This is a genomic window from Streptomyces sp. NPDC030021, assembly GCF_055574035.1.
On the sequence record NZ_JBVIAH010000002.1, the window covers coordinates 92,329 to 111,155 of the forward strand.

Annotated in this window: 20 protein-coding genes; 13 read left to right on the forward strand and 7 right to left on the reverse strand. The window is 71.7% G+C overall.

Going from position 1 to position 18,827, the window contains the following annotated elements; translation table 11 throughout:
- Window positions 1-147 precede the first annotated feature (147 nt).
- Window positions 148-1,635: a tetratricopeptide repeat protein gene (locus tag ACZ4YL_RS03455; RefSeq protein WP_468113534.1), complete on the reverse strand. Its 1,488-nt coding sequence runs from the start codon at window positions 1,633-1,635 to the stop codon at window positions 148-150.
- A gap of 96 nt (window positions 1,636-1,731) precedes the next feature.
- Between ACZ4YL_RS03455 and ACZ4YL_RS03460 the strand changes: the two genes are divergently transcribed.
- Window positions 1,732-3,114: an FAD-binding oxidoreductase gene (locus ACZ4YL_RS03460; RefSeq protein ID WP_351162493.1), complete on the forward strand. Its 1,383-nt coding sequence runs from the start codon at window positions 1,732-1,734 to the stop codon at window positions 3,112-3,114.
- Window positions 3,115-3,191: 77 nt separating this feature from the next.
- Here the strand turns inward: ACZ4YL_RS03460 and ACZ4YL_RS03465 are convergent, their stop codons facing one another.
- Window positions 3,192-3,671 carry an SsgA family sporulation/cell division regulator gene (locus ACZ4YL_RS03465; protein ID WP_468113535.1) on the reverse strand — a complete coding sequence of 160 codons (480 nt, stop codon included), beginning with the start codon at window positions 3,669-3,671 and terminating at the stop codon, window positions 3,192-3,194.
- Window positions 3,672-3,929: 258 nt separating this feature from the next.
- Between ACZ4YL_RS03465 and ACZ4YL_RS03470 the strand changes: the two genes are divergently transcribed.
- Together ACZ4YL_RS03470 and ACZ4YL_RS03475 are read left to right on the forward strand one after the other, a co-directional pair.
- Complete coding sequence (locus ACZ4YL_RS03470) at window positions 3,930-5,429, forward strand: RDD family protein (RefSeq protein ID WP_468113536.1); 1,500 nt, start codon at window positions 3,930-3,932, stop codon at window positions 5,427-5,429.
- A gap of 99 nt (window positions 5,430-5,528) precedes the next feature.
- The gene (locus ACZ4YL_RS03475) at window positions 5,529-6,272 is read left to right on the forward strand and encodes an RDD family protein (RefSeq protein ID WP_468113537.1); all 744 of its coding nucleotides are present in this window, start codon (window positions 5,529-5,531) and stop codon (window positions 6,270-6,272) included.
- Between the two features lie 78 nt (window positions 6,273-6,350).
- Here ACZ4YL_RS03475 and ACZ4YL_RS03480 read toward each other — a convergent pair whose 3' ends face one another.
- Window positions 6,351-6,656, reverse strand: coding sequence for a hypothetical protein (locus ACZ4YL_RS03480; protein WP_468113538.1), 306 nt, complete (start codon window positions 6,654-6,656; stop codon window positions 6,351-6,353).
- A 472-nt stretch (window positions 6,657-7,128) separates the two neighbouring features.
- Here ACZ4YL_RS03480 and ACZ4YL_RS03485 point away from each other — a divergent pair, with 472 nt between their 5' ends.
- Complete coding sequence (locus ACZ4YL_RS03485) at window positions 7,129-9,483, forward strand: immune inhibitor A domain-containing protein (RefSeq protein ID WP_468114074.1); 2,355 nt, start codon at window positions 7,129-7,131, stop codon at window positions 9,481-9,483.
- A 112-nt stretch (window positions 9,484-9,595) separates the two neighbouring features.
- Complete coding sequence (locus tag ACZ4YL_RS03490; RefSeq protein WP_468114076.1) at window positions 9,596-9,898, forward strand: hypothetical protein; 303 nt, start codon at window positions 9,596-9,598, stop codon at window positions 9,896-9,898.
- Window positions 9,899-9,964: 66 nt separating this feature from the next.
- On the opposite strand, the gene ACZ4YL_RS03495 is transcribed toward ACZ4YL_RS03490, so the two are convergent.
- The gene (locus ACZ4YL_RS03495) at window positions 9,965-10,567 is read right to left on the reverse strand and encodes a nicotinamidase (RefSeq protein WP_468113539.1); all 603 of its coding nucleotides are present in this window, start codon (window positions 10,565-10,567) and stop codon (window positions 9,965-9,967) included.
- Between the two features lie 163 nt (window positions 10,568-10,730).
- Complete coding sequence (locus ACZ4YL_RS03500) at window positions 10,731-12,059, reverse strand: nicotinate phosphoribosyltransferase (RefSeq protein ID WP_468113540.1); 1,329 nt, start codon at window positions 12,057-12,059, stop codon at window positions 10,731-10,733.
- 108 nt (window positions 12,060-12,167) lie between these two features.
- Here ACZ4YL_RS03500 and clpS point away from each other — a divergent pair, with 108 nt between their 5' ends.
- From clpS to ACZ4YL_RS03535, 7 genes are all read left to right on the forward strand, one after another.
- Window positions 12,168-12,482 carry an ATP-dependent Clp protease adapter ClpS gene (gene clpS / locus ACZ4YL_RS03505; protein ID WP_030010601.1) on the forward strand — a complete coding sequence of 105 codons (315 nt, stop codon included), beginning with the start codon at window positions 12,168-12,170 and terminating at the stop codon, window positions 12,480-12,482.
- Window positions 12,482-13,084, forward strand: a complete 603-nt coding sequence (locus tag ACZ4YL_RS03510) for a DUF2017 domain-containing protein (protein WP_468113541.1) — start codon at window positions 12,482-12,484, stop codon at window positions 13,082-13,084. The genes clpS and ACZ4YL_RS03510 overlap by 1 nt, the downstream gene beginning before the upstream one ends.
- Window positions 13,085-13,402: 318 nt before the next feature.
- Entirely contained in the window at window positions 13,403-14,842 is a 1,440-nt protein-coding gene (locus ACZ4YL_RS03515; RefSeq protein ID WP_468113542.1) for an amino acid permease, read from the forward strand.
- A 145-nt stretch (window positions 14,843-14,987) separates the two neighbouring features.
- Entirely contained in the window at window positions 14,988-15,410 is a 423-nt protein-coding gene (locus ACZ4YL_RS03520; protein WP_468113543.1) for a M67 family metallopeptidase, read from the forward strand.
- Between the two features lie 77 nt (window positions 15,411-15,487).
- A complete protein-coding gene (locus tag ACZ4YL_RS03525; protein WP_314252769.1) occupies window positions 15,488-15,595 on the forward strand; it encodes a putative leader peptide in 108 nt (35 codons plus the stop codon).
- Between the two features lie 90 nt (window positions 15,596-15,685).
- Window positions 15,686-15,964 (forward strand): MoaD/ThiS family protein, encoded by a 279-nt coding sequence (locus ACZ4YL_RS03530; RefSeq protein WP_030010597.1) that lies wholly within the window; start codon window positions 15,686-15,688, stop codon window positions 15,962-15,964.
- A complete protein-coding gene (locus ACZ4YL_RS03535) occupies window positions 15,964-16,914 on the forward strand; it encodes a PLP-dependent cysteine synthase family protein (RefSeq protein WP_468113544.1) in 951 nt (316 codons plus the stop codon). The genes ACZ4YL_RS03530 and ACZ4YL_RS03535 overlap by 1 nt, the downstream gene beginning before the upstream one ends.
- 133 nt (window positions 16,915-17,047) lie before the next feature.
- Here the strand turns inward: ACZ4YL_RS03535 and ACZ4YL_RS03540 are convergent, their stop codons facing one another.
- Together ACZ4YL_RS03540 and ACZ4YL_RS03545 are read right to left on the reverse strand one after the other, a co-directional pair.
- Window positions 17,048-17,410 carry a DUF488 domain-containing protein gene (locus ACZ4YL_RS03540; RefSeq protein ID WP_468113545.1) on the reverse strand — a complete coding sequence of 121 codons (363 nt, stop codon included), beginning with the start codon at window positions 17,408-17,410 and terminating at the stop codon, window positions 17,048-17,050.
- Window positions 17,407-17,826 (reverse strand): hypothetical protein, encoded by a 420-nt coding sequence (locus ACZ4YL_RS03545; RefSeq protein ID WP_468113546.1) that lies wholly within the window; start codon window positions 17,824-17,826, stop codon window positions 17,407-17,409. The genes ACZ4YL_RS03540 and ACZ4YL_RS03545 overlap by 4 nt, the downstream gene beginning before the upstream one ends.
- A gap of 195 nt (window positions 17,827-18,021) precedes the next feature.
- Here ACZ4YL_RS03545 and ACZ4YL_RS03550 point away from each other — a divergent pair, with 195 nt between their 5' ends.
- On the forward strand, window positions 18,022-18,774 hold the full coding sequence (locus tag ACZ4YL_RS03550; protein ID WP_468113547.1) for an MBL fold metallo-hydrolase: 753 nt from the start codon (window positions 18,022-18,024) through the stop codon (window positions 18,772-18,774).
- The last annotated feature ends 53 nt before the right edge of the window (window positions 18,775-18,827 follow it).

An 18,827-nucleotide genomic window follows, 5' to 3' on the forward strand; every position in this document is an offset into this window, starting at 1 on the left:
CCGCTCCGGTGCACCGCGAAGCGGGTCTTCACGACACGGCCCGGGGGGGGCCTGGCGCCGCACCCGTTCCCGGGTGCGGCGCCGTCGTGCTTTCGGGGCCCCGCCCCCGCACCCCCCCCGCGCCTCAAACGCCGGCGGGGCTGGAATTCAGTGCCCCGTCGGCTTCGGGGACGGCTTCGGCTTCGCCGCCTTCGGGAGCTCCGGCTCCACCCACGGAGCGGTCGGCCGGATGTTCTCCGGGCCCCCCGGCGGCTGCTGCGCGATCGACTCCAGGGCCTCCTTCGCCACCGGACCGCGCAGCGGCGAGAAGTGCGGATTCGTCCGCATCGCCTCCTGGAAGTGGCGGCGGGCCGCCTCCTCGTCACCGAGGCCGCGTTCGATCATCGCCCGGTGGAAGGCGAAATCGGCGCTGCGCAGCCCCGGTTCCGTGGCCTTCTTCGCGTACTCCAGTGCCGCCGCGTCCTCGCCGGTCTGGTGCAGCGCCCACCCCAGCGCGTCCGCGACCTGCACGCTCTTGTGCCGCGACCACTCCTCCGACAGGCGCCGCACGGCCGACGTCGCATCGCCGTGGTCCGCCTCGTACAGGCCGAGGAGCACCGCGTCGTCGACCCCGTTCCTGCTGTCCCGGGCCACCATCGTCGTCAGCGCCTCGTACTGGGTGCGCGCCTCCGGCCCCCGGCCCAGCGAGTCCAGCAGTTCACCGAGCTCCCGCGCCAGCTGCGGCACCGCCGACCGGCCCAGCGCCAGCCGGTAGTCCCGTACCGCCTCCCCGCCGCGCCCCAGAGCGGCCAGCGCGCGGGCCCGGCCGCCGAGGGCCTCCGCCTGCGCCGGATCCGTCCGCAGCGCGCCCTCGTACTGCCGCAGCGCCTCGGCCGCGTCGCCCCGCTCCCAGGACAGCTCCCCGAGGCGGAACAGCGCGTACGCCTTCTCCGCCGGGGCCTTCGCCGCGCCCGTCGCGTGCTCCATCGCCACCACCGCGTCCTCGCGCCAGCCGCGGTCCCGGTAGACCTGCGAGGCCCTGACGTACGCGGCCAGGCCCGGCCGGATGTCCAGCAGCAGCTCCATCGCCTTCTGCGCGCCCTTGTAGTCGCCGAGCCCGGTGTACGCGTCCACCAGCACCGGGTACGCCGTCCACCGCTTGGGCGCCTGCGCCCGTACGAGCTCGCCCCACTTGCGGGCCGTCCCGAAGTCCCGCCGGGCATTGGCCAGCGCGCCCATGCCCGTCATCGCGTCGAAGTTGCCCTTCTCGGCCGGGCGGACCTCCAGCGAGCGTTTCAGGGCCTTCTCCGCCTTCGGGAACCAGCCGGAATCGGCCGTCCGCCGCGCCTGTTCGAGGTACGCGGAGCCGAGCACGGCCCAGGAGGCCTCGTCGTCCGGATGCGCCGCGAGCCACTTCTCCCGGTCCGCCACCAGCGCCGTCAGGTCCACCACCGCGGCGGGCGCGCCCATGCCCACCGCCGACGCGGCGCGCTCGCCCGGCTCCGGCGGACGGGCGTCGTCACCGGTCCTGGCAGGCCGGATCAGCAGGGCCCCGGCGATCAGGACCACGGCGACCGCGGCCGCCACGAGCGTCTTGCGGCCGGTGAAGGTCACGGGCGGCGCCGGCGTCTGCGATTCCTCGTCGATACGGTCCATGGGGTCACTGTGCGTCAATATGAAGAGCTCGCCGAGGTGTCCGAAGGGGAGCGCGGTCGTGTTCACACCGATGGCCCCGGCTGCCACGCTGGTCCCATGGATGACGATCTCTTCGCACGTCTGCGGGCCGGCCTGCTCGAAGGGCTCCCCGCCGAGGCCCTGCTCACCGATCCCCAGGTGACCACCTCCTACGCCACCGACATGGCCAGCTTCTGCGCCGCCGGCACGCCGGCCGCAGTCGTCCTGCCCCGCACCGTGGAACAGGTCCAGCACGTCCTGCGCACCGCCACGGCCCTGCGGATCCCCGTGGTCCCGCAGGGTGCCCGGACGGGCCTGTCGGGCGGAGCCAACGCCTCCGACGGCTGCATCGTGCTCTCGCTCGTCAAGATGGACCGGATCCTGGAGATCAGCGCCGTCGACCGGATCGCCGTGGTCGAGCCGGGCGTGGTCAACGCCGTGCTCTCACGGGCCGTCGCCGAACAGGGCCTGTACTACCCGCCCGACCCCTCCAGCTGGGAGCAGTGCACCATCGGCGGCAACATCGGCACCGCCTCGGGCGGTCTGTGCTGCGTCAAGTACGGGGTCACCGCCGAGTACGTGCTCGGCCTCGACGTGGTCCTGGCCGACGGGCGGCTGCTGCGCACGGGCCGGCGTACCGCCAAGGGCGTGGCGGGCTACGACCTCACCCGGCTCTTCGTGGGCTCCGAGGGCAGCCTGGGCGTGGTCGTCCAGGCCGTCCTCGCCCTGCGCCCGGCGCCGCCCCGGCAGCTGGCGCTGGCCGCCGAGTTCCCCTCCGTCGCGGCCGCCTGCGAGGCCGTCTGCGCCGTCATGGAGGCGGGTCTGACCCCCTCGCTGCTGGAGCTGATGGACCGGACGACCGTCCGGGCCGTCAACGCCCTCGGGAAGATGGGCCTGCCCGAAGCCACGGAGGCCCTGCTGCTGGCCGCCTTCGACACCCCGCACGCCCCCGAGGACCTCGCGGCCGTGGGGGAGCTGTGCACGGCCGCCGGAGCCACCGCCGTCGTCCCCGCCGAGGACGAGGCGGAGTCCGAACTGCTGCTCCAGGCCCGCCGGATGTCCTTCCCCGCGCTGGAGGCGCTGCGGCCGGCGACGATGATCGACGACGTGTGCGTACCGCGCTCGCGGCTCGGCGAGATGCTGGACGGTACGGCCGCCATCGCCCGCGCCCAGGACCTGCTCATCGGGGTCTGCGCGCACGCCGGGGACGGCAACACCCACCCGATCGTCTGCTTCGACCCCGCGGACGAGGACGAGACGCGGCGGGCCCGCGAGTCCTTCGGCGAGATCATGGCGCTCGGCCTCTCCCTGGGCGGGACCATCACCGGCGAGCACGGGGTCGGTGTACTGAAGAAGGAGTGGCTGGCCCGCGAACTCGGCCCGGTGGGGCTGGAGATGCAGCGGGCCGTCAAGCAGGCCTTCGACCCGCTCGGGCTGCTCAATCCCGGCAAGCTCTTCTGACGCCTCCCGCCGGGTGCGGCCGGGGCGGCCGGGGCGGCCGGGCCTGCCGGGGCCGGCGGGCGTGCGGTCGCCCGGCATCACAGGTCCCCGTCCGCCGACTCGTCCGACGGCCACGGGTCGCGCAGCCACAGGTCGTCGGCCGGGGTCGGGGCGAGCAGCTCGGCCAGCGCGTCGTCCAGGCCGAGACGCTCGGTCTCGGTGCCGGGCGGGACGACGCGCAGCGTGCGCTCCAGCCAGGCCGACACGGAGGACGCCGGGGCCTCCAGGAGGGCGTCGCCGTCGGGGGAGGTGAGCGACATGCAGAGCACGGCCTTGTTGTCGACCTTCGTGGGCCAGATCCGGACGTCGCCGTGGCCGCAGGGGCGGAACACCCCCTCGACGAGGAGCTCGCGGGCGAACGTCCAGTTGACGGGGGTGTTCGAGCTGGTGTGGAAGCTGATGTGGACGGCGTACGGGTCGTGCGTGAGGTAGAGGAGCCGCGCGGGGACGGGGATGCTGCGCTCGGGTGACAGGACCAGCTTCAGTTCCAGCTCGCGCTCGATGACGGGGTGGTGCATGACGGCCTCACTTCGGTTCGGTGTGCGGGGCCGGACGGGGCCCCACACCCGGGAGAGAGCGGCAGTGTGCCCGGGTATGACGCGACTTCGGGCAGCGAACCGGAGATTGGCCGATTTCTTTCGGCTGACCGAAAACCGTCGTGCAGGGTGACGTTCGCTCGTTTGCTTGGATTCTCCCGTTACCGGACCTGCCGGGGGGCGGTTCTTGGCTATGGTCCTCCCTTGCACAAGCCTCAAGCCACGATCGGAGTTGGGGACATGACGGCCTCCCCTGGTGACGGCGAGCACGCGGCCCGCGAGGGCTACTACCCGGATCCGTCCATCCCGGGGTACATCCGCTACTGGAACGGAGCGGCCTGGGTACCGGGTACGAGCCGCCCTGCCCCGCAGCCGGCACCTGCCGCGCAGGCCGCGCCCGCCGCCGCGCCCGCGCCCGCCGCCGCACCCCTCGCGCCCGCCGTCCGCAGCGGACACGCCCTGCGCACGGACGAGACGGGGCCGGTGTTCCTCGACGAGACCTCCATGACCGAGGCGCTGCCGGAGCCCACCCCCGCCCTCACCCCCGCCCCTGTCGCCGAGGCGTTCGCCGAGCCCGTGGTGTGGCAGGCCGATCCCGTGCACCAGGCCGGCTTCGGCGGGCCCCGCGACCACCGGGTGTCGTGGGGCAGCGCGCCGGATCCGGAACCCGCCGCGCAGTCCGAATCGGAACCCGAACCGGAACCCGAACCGGAACCGTCCCCGCGGTCGGCGGGCATCTCCCTGGCCCGTACGGCGGCCGCCGCGGCGGCGCCCGCGGCGGCCCCCGCGAGACTCCCCGAGCAGGCCTCCGCCGGGATCCTGTCGGTGCGGTCCCCGGCCGCCCAGACCCCGGCCCCTGCTCCGGCCCCGGCCCCTGCCCCGGCTCCGGCCCCGGAGTGGCCCGACGCCCCCGGGGCCGGCGGGTCCGGGCTCACCTCCTCCTGGCCCGAGGCCGCCGCCGCCGCACCCGCGCCCACCCCGGCTTCGGCACCCGTGCCCACCCCGGCTCCGGCACCCGCCCCGTCCCGGTACCGCCCCGCCGCCCCGGCCGCCGACCGGCCCGAGGTGTGGGCGCCGCGCCCCGCCGGAGCGCGTCCGAGGATCGCGGCGCGGCCCGAGGAGCCCGCCCCGGCGGAGCCCCAGGCCCAGTCGCAGCCGCAGCCCCGGAGCTGGGAGCCGCGCGGGTCCGAGGAGGCCCGCCCGGGCGGCTCCGGCTCCCGCCCCGCGGGGGCCCGTACGCCCCGGGAGGTGTTCGAGCGGATGGCCGAGCGGGCCGTGCGTCCCGCCGGGCTGCCGCGCCGGGCCGTGGCCCGCGCCCTTGACTCCCTCGTCTACGCCGCCGTCGCGGTGGCCGTGGCCCGGCCCCTCCTCCCCGAGGCCGCCGCCCACGTCGAGGCCAAGGTGGACGCCGCCCGGGCGAGCGGCCGCACCACCACCGTCTGGCTGCTCGACGGGACCATCGCCGGCCTCCTGGGCCTGGTCCTCGGCGCCGTCCTCCTCTTCGGGATCCTCTACGAGGTGCTGCCCACCGCCCGTTGGGGCCGCACCCCGGGCAAGAAGCTGCTGGGCGTCCGGGTCCTGGCCACCGCCACCCTGTGCCCGCCCACCTTCGGCGGGGCCCTGCGCCGCTGGCTGGTGTACGCCTTCCTCGGCCTCCCGGGCAGCCTCTGGTGCCTCGTGGACCGCCCGCGCCGCCAGGCCTGGCACGACAAGGCGGCCAGGACGTACGTGGCCCGCTGAGCGCGCCGGGACGGCCCGGTCCCGCGGCCGGGGCCGCCCCTCCCCCCGAATGGACGCGGTCCCGTTGCGGGGGTGTCGGAGCCGGGTTCGACTCGGGCCATGAGTACCGACCAGCCGCCGGGCCAGCCGCCCGAGGACGACCCGTTCCTCAAGAAGCCCCAGGAACCGACGCCTCCGTCGGGCGGTTCGCCGTACGGCTCGCCGCCCCCCGGCAGCGGTGGTCCGCCGCCCCCGCCCGGAGGTCCGCCCGGAGGTCCTGGCGGCGGCGGGGGATACCCGCCCCCGCCGCCCCCGTACGGAGGCGGCGGCGGAGACCCGTACGGCGGGAGCGGCGGCTACGGCATGCCCGACCCCCTCGCCGGGATGCCCCCGCTCGCCGACTTCGGCAAGCGGCTCCTCGCGCGCATCATGGACGTCGTGATCGTCGCCATCCCGCTGGCCCTCATCCAGCTGGCCTTCGGCACGAACCGCTACCGGTTCGAATCCGACCAGGGCGAGGACATCAGCGACGTCGTCGGCAAGTCCTACAGCGGCAGCGGCCTGATCATGACCCTGATCTCGATCGTCGCGTACGTCGGCTACGACTGGTGGTTCACCAAGAAGAACGGCCGGACGGTCGGCAAGAAGGCGATGGGCCTGCGCGTCGCGATGCTCAACGACGGCAGCGTGCCGAACTCCAACGCCTCCCTGTCGCGCGCCGCCGTGCTCTGGCTGCCGACCCTGATCTGCTGCGCCTGCCTATGGCCGATCGCGCTGGTCGTCTCGATCCTGGTCGACAAGCCGTACAAGCAGGGCCTGCACGACAAGGTCGCCAAGACCGTGGTGGTCCAGGCCACCAGCTAGTCGCCAGACATGACGCATCGCCACGCGGGCGGCCGTCCCTCCGGGGAGGCCGCCCGCGCCGCGTTCTGGCGTCAACCGTCAGTGATGTACGGGGTGTTCGGCCGGCGCCGTCCGGGGCTCGGGCACCCGGGCGGCCCCTGTCGCGCCCTCCTGGGCCGCGGAGGCCCCGGCGGCCGCGGAGGACCCCGTACGCGCCGCATGGCGGCCACGGCGCCGCGGGATGGGCACGGTGAGCGCGACGAGCAGACCCAGGGCGAGCGCGGCGGCGGAGATGACCGCGACGCCGAGCCCGGTGCTCGTCTGCGAGAGCAACAGCATGGCGATCGTCGACACGACGACCGTGGCGGACCCGTACGCGAGCTGTGCGGCAGTCGGACGCGGCATGGCGATATCCGTCCTCGGTGAGGGGAGGGGGAGTCGGCTCAACCAGTTCGCGCGTCAAGTGACTCTATGACGGGAGATGCCCAGTCGGACCGCCGGTAAGCGTGACCTAACACACGGTGCCGGAGCACAGGGGGCGCACAGGATCATTTTCCGGGCGACGGCAGGGGGAGAAAGAGGGACGGGACGGACCTCTCGCGGGGTCGGGAAGGGCCCTTCGCCCCGTATGGCTGTGGAACGTCCGGATAGCGGAACTCCCTGACCGCATAGTGCAGTTGTAAGGGTCAAGTCAAGGTCTGTCTTTTCTTGCTTCCCTCCGGTCAAATGTCGTCACTTGAGACGCGCGCCGCGCGGAACCCCCCGCTCCTATGGAGAAGTTCCGACCAACGTTGCGGCCGCGGGAGGGGAACGACATCAAGTGACCAGCAATTCCGCCAGACGGCGTGCGATACGCGCTGCCGCCGTCACCGTGACCATGGCCGCTTGTGCGACGAGCGCCACTTTCTTCAGTGTTGCCGCGGCCCAGGCCGACACCAAGGGCCCGGGCGCCCCGGCGGCCGACCGGCAGGACCCGACCGCGCCTTCCAAGGTCGTCGAGCACGACCTCAAGGGCCCGTTCAGCGACCAGCAGGCCAAGCAGCGCGCTGCCGCCCTGGACCAGGTCCTGACCGGCAAGAAGGGCGTCGAGCAGCGCGGCGCCTCCAAGGTCGTCAAGCTCGACGACAAGAAGTACGTCGAGCTCGGCCGCGAGAAGACCGACAAGATCTTCACGATCCTCGTCGAGTTCGGCGACCAGGTCGACAACACGACCATGTTCGACCCGGACGGCCCGGGCCCCAAGCCCGAGGCCCCCAAGTACGGCGGTACCCCCGGTCCGCTGCACAACACGATCGCCCAGCCGGACCGCGCCAAGGACAACAGCACCGCCTGGCGCAAGGACTTCAGCCGTGAGTACTTCCAGGACCTGTACTTCGCCACGGGTCAGGGCAAGGACTCGCTGAAGACCTACTACGAGAAGACCTCCTCGGGCCGTTACTCGGTCGAGGGCGAGGTCGCCGACTGGGTCAAGGTCCCGTACAACGAGGGCCGTTACGGCTCCAACTACTGCGGCCAGACCAACTGCTCCAACGTGTGGGACACCGTCAAGGACGGCGTCACCGCATGGTCGGAGGCCCAGAAGAAGGCCGGCAAGACCGACGCGCAGATCAAGGCGCAGCTGTCCCAGTACGACCAGTGGGACCGCTACGACTTCGACAACGACGGCAACTTCAACGAGCCCGACGGCTACATCGACCACTTCCAGATCGTCCACGCGGGCGAGGACGAGTCGGCCGGTGGCGGCGTGCAGGGCACGACCGCGCTGTGGGCGCACCGCTGGTACGCCTACGGCACCGCGGCGGGCAAGACCGGCCCGGACAACAACAAGGCCGGCGGTACCCAGATCGGCAGCACGGGCATCTGGGTCGGCGACTACACGATGCAGCCCGAGAACGGCGGCCTCGGCGTCTTCGCGCACGAGTACGGCCACGACCTCGGCCTGCCGGACCTCTACGACACCACCGGTGGCGGCGAGAACAGCGTCGGCTTCTGGTCCCTCATGTCGGCCGGTTCCTGGCTCGGCAAGGGCAAGGACTCCATCGGCGACCTCCCGGGCGACATGAACGCCTGGGACAAGCTCCAGCTGGGCTGGCTGAACTACGACACGGCCAAGGCCGCGACGAAGTCCACCCACAAGCTGGGCGTGGCGGAGTTCAACACCAAGGACAAGCAGGCGCTCGTCGTTGAGCTGCCGAAGAAGCAGGTCAAGACCGAGGTCGTCAAGCCGGCCGAGGGCTCCACCCAGTGGTGGAGCAACATGGGTGACGACCTCAAGAACACCCTGACCCGCTCGGTCGACCTGACGGGCAAGAAGTCCGCCGCCCTGTCCCTCAAGGGCTGGTGGGACATCGAGGCCGACTACGACTACCTCTACACCGAGGTGTCCACGGACGGCGGCGCCACCTGGACCGCCCTCGCCGGCACCGCCGACGGCACGGCCATCCCGGCCGACGCCTCCGGCAGCCCGTCGCTCACCGGTGTCTCGGGTGCCTGGAAGAACCTGAACTTCCCGCTCGACGCCTACGCGGGCAAGAAGGTCGACCTCCGCTTCCGCTACCAGACGGACGGCGGCGCGGGCGGCAAGGGCTTCACGGCCGATGCCGTCTCCCTGACCGCCGACGGCTCCGCGCTGTTCACCGACGGCGCCGAGAACGGCGACAACGGCTGGACCGGCAAGGGCTTCTCGCGCATCGGCGCCGACTTCTCCAAGGAGTACGCGCAGCGCTACATCGCCGAGAACCGCCGCTACGTCTCGTACGACTCCACCCTCAAGGTGGGCCCGTACAACTTCGGCTTCGGCAACACCAAGCCGGACTGGGTCGAGCACTACCCGTACCAGGACGGTCTGCTCATCTGGCAGTGGGACACCAGCCAGAAGGACAACAACACCAGCGTCCACCCGGGCCAGGGTCTGATCCTGCCGATCGACGCCAACGCCAAGCCCATGAAGTGGGCGGACGGCACCCTGCTGCGCAACAAGGTCCAGCCGTACGACGCCACCTTCAGCGCGTACTCGACGGATGCGTTCACGCTGCACAAGAACGGCGAGTCGCTGTTCCTGAAGCCGAAGCCCGCGAACCTGGTCTTCGACGACCACAAGGGCAAGTACTACTACGACGAGAACCCGACCGGATCGGTGAAGGTCACTGACACCAACACCAAGATCAAGATCCTGAAGGAGACCTACGACGGTGAGGTCATGACCATCGAGGTCGGCCCCTCCGCGAAGTAACTCGTTAAACCTGCAGGTCAAAGCGTGATCGGCCGTCGCCCTCTAGCGGGCGGCGGCCGTTCGCGTTTAGATGCCCGGTACGAGTTTCTTATTGACGGGGGAGATGACAGCGATGCCAGGCGGCGGTTTCGTGAGATTGCCGGGCGGCAGTGTGGTGGTTGCGCTCACACTGCCGAAGCCGACCGGAGAAGGCGGAAATGTCCGGGTGCTGGTGCACGCCGCGAACCGGGCCCGCGCCCTGACCAGGCTGCGGAACCTCGGCATGCGGGCCGTGTACCTGCGGGGCAACGCGCACCCGCCGACCCCGGACGAGGTCACGGCCGTCCTGCACCATCCGGACGGCCTGCTGTGGCGCGGGGCCCCGGACCGGGCGCAGGAGCTCTGGCACCCGATCCGGGCCCTGCTGGGCCAGTAGCCCTGCCGGGCCGCCGGGCCGCCGGCCGCCACTGGGGCCTGGACGGCCGCGCGGCTGCCGGGGCCGTCAGGGGCTCTGGCGTGGGATCTCGCCGACGATCCGGACCCCGGCCGACCGGAGCTCCTCCACCGCCCGGGCGGCGGTGTGGGGGGCCACGGCGACCGACAGGTCCAGCAGCACGCGGGTGGAGAAGCCGGCGCGGATGGCGTCGAGGGCCGTGGCCCGCACGCAGTAGTCGGTGGCGATCCCGACGACGTCCACCTCGCTCACGCGCTGATCTCGCAGCCACTGGGTGAGCGGGGTGCCGTTCTCGTTGGCCCCCTCGAACCCGCTGTACGCGGCCTCGTAGGCCCCCTTGTCGAAGACGGCGGTAACGGCTCCGGAGGCGACGGCGGGAGCGAAGTTCGGATGGAACCCGACGCCCTCGGTGCCGGCGACGCAGTGCACGGGCCAGGAGGTCGTGTAGTCCGGCTTCGCCGGGGGGCGGGCGAAGTGCGACCCGGGGTCGATGTGGCGGTCGCGGCTGGCGACGACGTGCCGGTAGCCGGCCGTGGCCTGGCCGATCAGCTCGGTGATCGCGGCGGCGACGTCGGCCCCGCCGGTGACCGCGAGGCTGCCGCCTTCGCAGAAGTCGTTCTGTACGTCGACGACGATCAGTGCGCGGTGCATTTCGCGTGCCCTTCGGCTTGATGGTGTGCTGCGGCGGGCCCTGCGGGAGGCTCTTCCCCCACCCCGCCCCTTCCCGAAACTGGGGCTCCGCCCCGGTCTTCCAGCCCCGCCGGCGATCGAGGCGCGGGGTCCGGGGCAGGGCCCCGGCAGCGGACCCGCAGGGTCAGACGTACTCCGTCGGGATCACGGCCTCGCCCCGCGACAGCTGCATCGCGGACAGCGGCAGGCTCGCGCGCGCAGCGCGGTGGCGGTCCCGCGCGGCCTCCAGCGGCTCGCGGGCGACCACCTCGCCGGCCTTGACCAGCTGGGTCAGGAGCTGGTGGTCGGCCAGGGCGGCGGGGACGGGTCCCACGCCGATCACCTCCGCCTCCGCGACGCCGTCGGCGTCCTGGCGGCGGGCCGCCCACTTGCGGCCGCCGATGGAGGTCTTGCCCCCCAAGGACTTCTTGGCCACCGGGGCCAGCGCCGCCTTCGGGTCCGCCGAGGTGGCCCGCGCCACCAGCTTGTAGACCATCGAGCACGTCGGGTGCCCGCTGCCGGTCACCAGCTGGGTGCCCACGCCGTACGCGTCCACCGGAGCCGCCGCCAGCGAGGCGATGGCGTACTCGTCGAGGTCCGAGGTGACCACGATCTTCGTCGAGGTCGCGCCCAGCTCGTCGAGCTGCTGCCGCACGCGGTGTGCCACCAGCAGCAGGTCTCCGGAGTCGATCCGGACCGCGCCCAGGTCGGTGCCCGCCACCTCGACGGCGGTACGGACGGCCTCGGCCACGTCGTACGTGTCCACCAGCAGGGTGGTGCCCCGCCCCAGCGAGTCCACCTGCGCCGTGAAGGCGTCCCGCTCGCTGTCGTGGACCAGGGTGAAGGCGTGCGCGCTCGTGCCGACCGTCGGGATGCCGTACCGGAATCCGGCCGCCAGGTCCGAGGTCGAGGTGAAGCCGCCCACGTACGCGGCACGCGACGCGGCGACGGCCGCCAGCTCGTGCGTGCGCCGGGCGCCCATCTCGATCAGCGGGCGTCCGCCCGCCGCCGAGGACATCCGGGAGGCGGCCGCGGCGATCGCCGAGTCGTGGTTCAGGATCGACAGGATCACGGTCTCCAGCAGCACGCACTCGGCGAAGCTGCCCTCCACCCGCAGGACGGGGGAGCCGGGGAAGTAGACCTCCCCCTCCTGGTAGCCCCAGATGTCGCCGGAGAAGCGGTACGAGGCCAGCCAGTCCAGCGTCCGCATGTCGACGACGGCCCGCTCGCGCAGGAATTCCAGCACCGCGCCGTCGAAGCGGAAGTTCTCCACCGCGTCGAGCACCCGCCCGGTTCCGGCGATCACCCCGTAGCGGCGCCCCTCGGGCAGCCGCCGGGTGAACACCTCGAAGACCGAGCGCCGGTCGGCGGTGCCGTTGGCCAGGGCGGCCTGCAGCATCGTGAGCTCGTAATGGTCCGTGAAGAGCGCTGTCGACGGCACGTCCACCGGCAGGCCCAGGTCCGCAGGGTTCATGGCTGGGATGCTAGCGCACATTTCGTCAAAGTGACGAGATGTAGGCGGGGATTGCCGGACCGGGCCGTGCGGCCCCCGTTTGGGCGTGGGTGCGGTCGAGGTGGCAGCATGGGACGAGTGAGTGTTGCTCCCGTTGAGATCGAACGCACCGAATCCGCCGAAGAGACCTTCGCGGTCCCCGAACCCGACGTCCCCTGGGTGACCCTGGTGCACAACGACCCGGTCAACCTCATGAGCTACGTGGCGTACGTGTTCCAGGCGTACTTCGGCTACTCGAAGGACGTGGCGCACAAGCTGATGCTCGACGTCCATCACAAGGGGCGGGCGGTCGTCTCGAGCGGCACCCGCGAGGAAATGGAGCGCGACGTGCAGGCCATGCACGGCTACGGCCTGTGGGCGACCCTTTCGCAGGACCGCAACTGATGGGCGGCACCTTCGAGTCCCTGAAGGGCGGCGGCGCCGCCATCGCGCTCGACGAGATCGAGATCTCGATCCTGCGCTCCCTGGCCGTCCAGCTGCTGGAGCTGATCGGCCCCGGCGAGCCGGAGCCCGCCGAGGACGCCGACCCGCTCGCCGCGCTGTTCGCCGAGGGCCCCTCCGAGCCCCCGTCCGACCCGGCGCTGGCCCGGCTCTTCCCCGACGCGTACGGGGCCCCCGACGGGGCCGGCGACAAGGGCGTGGCCCCCGAGGAGCTCGCGGCCCGCTCCGCGGAGTTCCGCCGCTTCACCGAGAACGACCTGCGCGCCCGCAAGCGCGAGGACGCGCTGGCCGTCGTACGCAGCCTGGACGGGCTCACCCCGTCCGGTGACGGTGCGGCCGTGCTGGAGCTGTCCGGCGAGCTGCCGCTGCGCTGGCTCGGCGCGCTCAACGACCTGCGCCTGACCATCGCGGCCCGCCTCGACATCACCGAGGACGACGAGAGCGCGGTGCTGTTCCGGCTGCCGGACGAGGACCCGCGCAAGCCCATGGTGATGGCCTACCTCTGGCTCGGCGGTCTCCAGGAAACCTTGATCGAAACCCTCTGAGAATCCTCAAGCCGGAACACCGTTCGCTCAGCGGACGCTCAAATCCGGATAACGATCAGATCACCGCCATGCGGTGATCTGATCCATTTCTCTGCCTTTGGGGTGATTTTTTGATGCCCTGCGCCACATTTCTCCCCCTCGGGCGGCCGTAAGCACGTGATAAATCTTCACGATCGCCGACGGGACGCCACCCATGTCTCCCGGCTCGCTTGGACCGGCTGACCGCCGGCGTGCAACTCCATCCGTATCCGGGGGGATCGAGGACCCGATCCGCAGCCAACGACGGCGCGGGTCGGCGTGGAGAAAGGCGCACCAGACATGACCTCTGTGCAGGTCGAGCAGCACGACAAGACGCCCGGCGAGGGCGGACAGGGCGAGGGCGGCGAGGGTTACCACCGCACGCTCGGCGCCCGTCAGATCCAGATGATCGCGATCGGCGGGGCCATCGGCACCGGCCTGTTCCTGGGCGCGGGCAAGGCGATCTCCAAGGCGGGCCCGAGCCTGATCCTGGCGTACGCCATCGCCGGCCTGGTCATCTTCTTCATCATGCGGGCCCTGGGCGAGCTGCTCATGTACCGGCCCGTCTCCGGCTCCTTCTCGGACTACGCCCGCGAGTTTCTGGGCCCGTTCTGGGGCTACGTCACCGGCTGGACGTACTGGCTGTTCTGGGTGGTCACCGGCATCACCGAGGTCACCGCGGCCGCGCAGTACATGTCGTACTGGACCCACGACAGCTTCCCGCAGTGGGCCTACGCGCTGATCTTCACGGTCATCCTCTACACCGCCAACCTGATCTCCGTGAAGCTCTTCGGTGAGCTGGAGTTCTGGTTCTCCATGGTCAAGGTCACCGCCATCGTCGGCATGATCCTGATCTGCGCCGGCATCCTCACCATCGGCTTCTCCGACGCGGCCGACACCGCCACCGTCTCCAACCTGTGGAACGACGGCGGCTTCTTCCCCAAGGGCATCGGCGGCACGCTGATGACCCTGCAGATCGTGATGTTCGCCTTCCTCGCGGTCGAGCTCGTCGGCGTCACCGCCGGCGAGTCCAAGGACCCCGAGAAGACCCTGCCCAAGGCCATCAACACCGTGCCGTGGCGCATCGCCGTCTTCTACGTCGGCGCGCTGATCATGATCCTGTCGGTCGTCCCGTGGACGCACTTCCAGCCGGGCGTCTCGCCCTTCGTCGCCGCCTTCGAGCGCATGGGCCTGGGCATCGGCGCCGCGATCGTCAACTTCGTCGTGCTGACCGCCGCCCTGTCCTCCTGCAACTCGGGCATGTACTCCACCGGCCGCATGCTGCGCGACCTCGCGATCAACGGCCAGGGCCCGAAGGTCTTCACCAAGCTCACCAAGAGCGGCACCCCGCTGGTGGGCACCACCTTCTCCGCCGCGCTGATGCTGGTGGGCGTCTGGATCAACTACGTCGCCCCGGGCAAGGCCTTCGACTACGTCGTCTCCTTCGCCACCATCTCCGGCATGTGGGCCTGGATCATGATCCTGGTCTGCCAGATCCGCTACCGGGCCAAGTCCGACCGCGGTGAGCTGCCGCAGTCCGCGTTCCGCGCCCCCGGCGCCCCGTACACGAGCTGGTTCGCGCTGCTCTTCATCGGCATGGTCATCGTGATGATGGGCGCCGACAAGGACTCCCGCGTGTCGCTGTACTGCGCCCCGCTGTGGGGCCTGATCCTGGGCGTCTCCTACCTGGTCATGAAGTCCCGCGACCCGCGCGGCGCGGCCTTCACCAAGGCCTCGTAGCACCCGGAGACCGTGCGTCCCGGCCGCCTGCCACGGCCGGGAACCGCGCTCCCACAACGTTGCCCCCAGGGCGGCGTGTCCATCATGCGGGCCCTTCCGTACCACTCCTCGGTACGGGAGGGCCCGTCTGTTTATCCTGTCGCTCATGCTGACCCTCACCCAGGCCCTGTACGACCGGATCGTCGAGCACGCCCGCAAGGACCACCCCGACGAGGCGTGCGGTGTCGTGGCCGGCCCGGCGGGCACCGACCGCCCCGAGCGGTTCGTCCCGATGCTCAACGCGGCCCGCTCGCCCACGTTCTACGAGTTCGACTCGAAGGATCTGCTGAAGCTCTACCGCGATCTGGACGACCGCGACGAGGAGCCGGTGATCGTCTACCACTCGCACACCGCGACCGAGGCGTACCCCTCGCGCACCGACGTCACGTACGCGAACGAGCCCGGCGCGCACTACGTGCTCGTCTCGACGGCGGACGAGGACGGCCTCGGGGAGTTCCAGTTCCGCTCGTACCGGATCGTCGACGGAGTGATCACCGAGGAAGAAGTGCAGGTCGTCGACACCTACTGACCAGTATATGAGCGGTGGGCGTCCATGATGCGGGATCACACTCCAAACGGGGGACCGGGAATCGTTAACATGACCGCATGGTTTCCCACGACGTGAGCATCGAGACGCCCGGCAGGCTGCTGCTCGTGGCGCGGCTGCACGTCGACCTGTGCCGCCTCGCCAGCGCCATCTGTCCTGCGCTCTGAGCACCAGAGCCCTTCCGCGCGGGGGGCCGACGAACCGCGCGCCGCACCTTCCCACGCTTCTCACGCACTCCCAGACGACTGGAGACAGCCATGGCCATCGAGGTCCGCATCCCCACCATCCTCCGCACCTACACCGAAGGCGAGAAGGCAGTCTCCGGTGAGGGCGCGACCCTCGCCGACCTCTTCGCGGACCTGGAGACCCGTCACAAGGGCATCGAGGAGCGCATTGTCGACGGCGGCCAGCTCCGCCGCTTCGTCAACGTCTACCTCAACGACGAGGACGTCCGCTTCCTCGACGGCATCTCCACCGCCCTCAAGGACGGCGACAGCGTCACCATCCTCCCGGCCGTGGCCGGCGGATCGAAGTAATGCGCTACGACTCCCCGCTGGCCGCGGTCGGCAACACGCCGCTGGTCCGGCTGCCCCGGCTGTCGCCCTCGGACGAGGTCCGCATCTGGGCGAAGCTGGAGGACCGCAACCCGACCGGCTCGATCAAGGACCGCCCCGCGCTCCACATGGTCGAGCAGGCCGAGAAGGACGGCCGGCTCTACCCCGGCTGCACCATCCTGGAGCCCACCTCGGGCAACACCGGCATCTCGCTGGCGATGGCGGCCAAGCTCAAGGGCTACCGCATCGTGTGCGTGATGCCGGAGAACACCAGCCAGGAGCGGCGTGACCTGCTGGCCATGTGGGGAGCCGAGATCATCTCGTCGCCGGCCGCCGGCGGCTCGAACACGGCCGTCCGGGTGGCCAAGGAACTGGCCGCCGAGCACCCCGACTGGGTGATGCTCTACCAGTACGGCAACCCGGACAACGCGGGCGCCCACTACGCCACCACGGGCCCGGAGATCCTCGCGGACCTCCCCTCCATCACCCACTTCGTGGCGGGCCTGGGCACCACCGGCACCCTCATGGGAGTGGGCCGCTACCTGCGCGAACACGTGGCGGGCATCAAGATCGTCGCGGCCGAGCCGCGCTACGACGACCTGGTCTACGGGCTGCGCAACCTGGACGAGGGCTTCGTCCCGGAGCTCTACGACGCCTCCGTGCTCACCACCCGCTTCTCGGTGGGCTCCGCGGACGCGGTGACCCGTACCCGGGAGCTCCTCCAGCAGGAGGGGATCTTCGCCGGCGTCTCCACGGGAGCCGCCCTGCACGCGGCGATCGGCGTCGGCCGCAAGGCGGTGGCCGCGGGCGAATCGGCGGACATCGTCTTCGTCGTGGCCGACGGCGGCTGGAAGTACCTGTCGACGGGCGTCTACACGGCCGCGACCACGGAGGAAGCGATCGAGGTCCTCCAGGGCCAACTCTGGGCGTAGCCCCTGAGGCGCCGTTGCGGGGGCGCCGCCCCCGAACCCCCGCGCCTCAAACGCCGGCGGGGCTGATTTTCAGCCTCGCCGGCTGCACTCCAGCCTCGCCGGCGTTTGAGGCGCGGGTCCGGGCAGAGCCCGGTCAGTCGGACAGCAGCTCCGCGAGCACGGCCGCGTGGCTGGAGGCCGGGTCCTTGACCGCGGTCAGGAGGGTGAGCGGGCCCGCCTCGGCCAGCGACCGGAGCCGCGCCAGCTCCGCCACCGCCCCCGGCTCCGCCAGCTCCGCCTCGTACCGCTGCCGGAACTCCCGCGCCGAACCCCCGTCGTGGAACCACTTCCGCAGCTCCGCCGACGGCGTCACCGCCTTCGGCCACTCCTCCACCCCGGCCACCGCCTTCGCCAGGCCCCGCGGCCAGAGCCGGTCCACCAGGACCCTGACCCCGTCCGCCGCCGGGTCCGGCGGGTCGTACACCCGCCGCAGGCGGATCACCGGTTCCCGCGTCACCGCGCGCCTCCCAGTCCCTTGATCTCGTCCCACACCGCAGGGTCCAGCATCCCCATCCGGGTGCGGAACTCCCACAGCGACACCTCCGCCGGCCGGTCCGCCTCCAGGAAGCTCGCCCGGCCCTGCGCCCCGACCGTCCCCGGGGGCAGCGGGATCACCCCGGCCCGCCGGTCGTCGTACTTCCCGGTGATCCACGCGACCCGCGCCCGGTGGCCCCGTACCGATCCCACCGCGAGGACCAGGCACGTACGGCCGTCGGCCAGGCTCCACAGCTCGCCCGCCCGCGGCTGTGGCGGCGGACCCGTCCCGTGCGCCGACGGGGTCCGGCGGGGCAGCCCGAAACGGCCCCCGGCGACCAGCACCAGCAGCGCCACGGCCACCACCGCGGCCACCGCGGGCCACCAGGACGTGTCCATGCTTCGACCGTAGCCGCGCGGGAACGCCCCGGCATGGCAACGCCCGTGCCCACCGTCGCTCCCCCGGGTGACAGCGCAGGTGATTCCCCCCACAACGGCCTGCCGCGGAGGAGCGACCGGACGTTTCGCGCCTTACGCTCGACCCACGCACGGCCCGCATTCCGTCCACGGACCGTCCTCGGAGGTTCACGCTCCATGAAGCTCACCGTCGTCGGCTGTTCGGGGTCGTTCCCGTCCGCGGAATCGGCCTGTTCGAGCTACCTCGTCGAGGCCGACGGCTTCCACCTGCTCCTCGACATGGGCAACGGCGCCCTCGGCGACCTCCAGCGCCACATCGGTCTCTACGACCTCGACGCGATCTTCCTGAGCCACCTGCACGCCGACCACTGCATCGACATGTGCGCGTACTTCGTCGCCCGCTACTACCGGCACGAGGGCGGCCGCTGCGGCACCATCCCCGTCTACGGGCCCGAGGGCACCGAACGCCGCCTGACCACCGCCTACGACGACGTCCCCGACGAGCGCTCGATGAGCGAGGTCTTCGACTTCCGCACGCTGAAGTCCGGGACCTTCGAGATCGGCCCGTTCCAGGTCCGCACCGAGCGGGTCTCCCACCCGGTCGAGGCGTACGGCATCCGCATCGAGCACCGCGGCCGCTCGCTCACGTACTCCGGGGACACCGGCACCTGCCCCGAGCTGGGCCTGCTCGCCGACGGCACCGACCTCTTCCTGTGCGAGTCCTCCTTCACGCACGGCAAGGAGGACATCCCGGGCCTCCACCTGAACGGCCGCGAGGCGGGCGAGTACGCGCACGGCGGCCGTGTGGGCCGGCTCGTCCTCACCCACATCCCGCCGTGGACCGACCCCGCGCAGAACATCGCCGACGCCCGCGCGGTCTACGACGGCCCGGTCGAACTGGCGCGCTCGGGCGCGGTCTACGAGGTCTGAATCCCGTCGGCGCCCCCGGGCCGCGCCCCCGCCCGCGACCCCGCCGGGGAAGC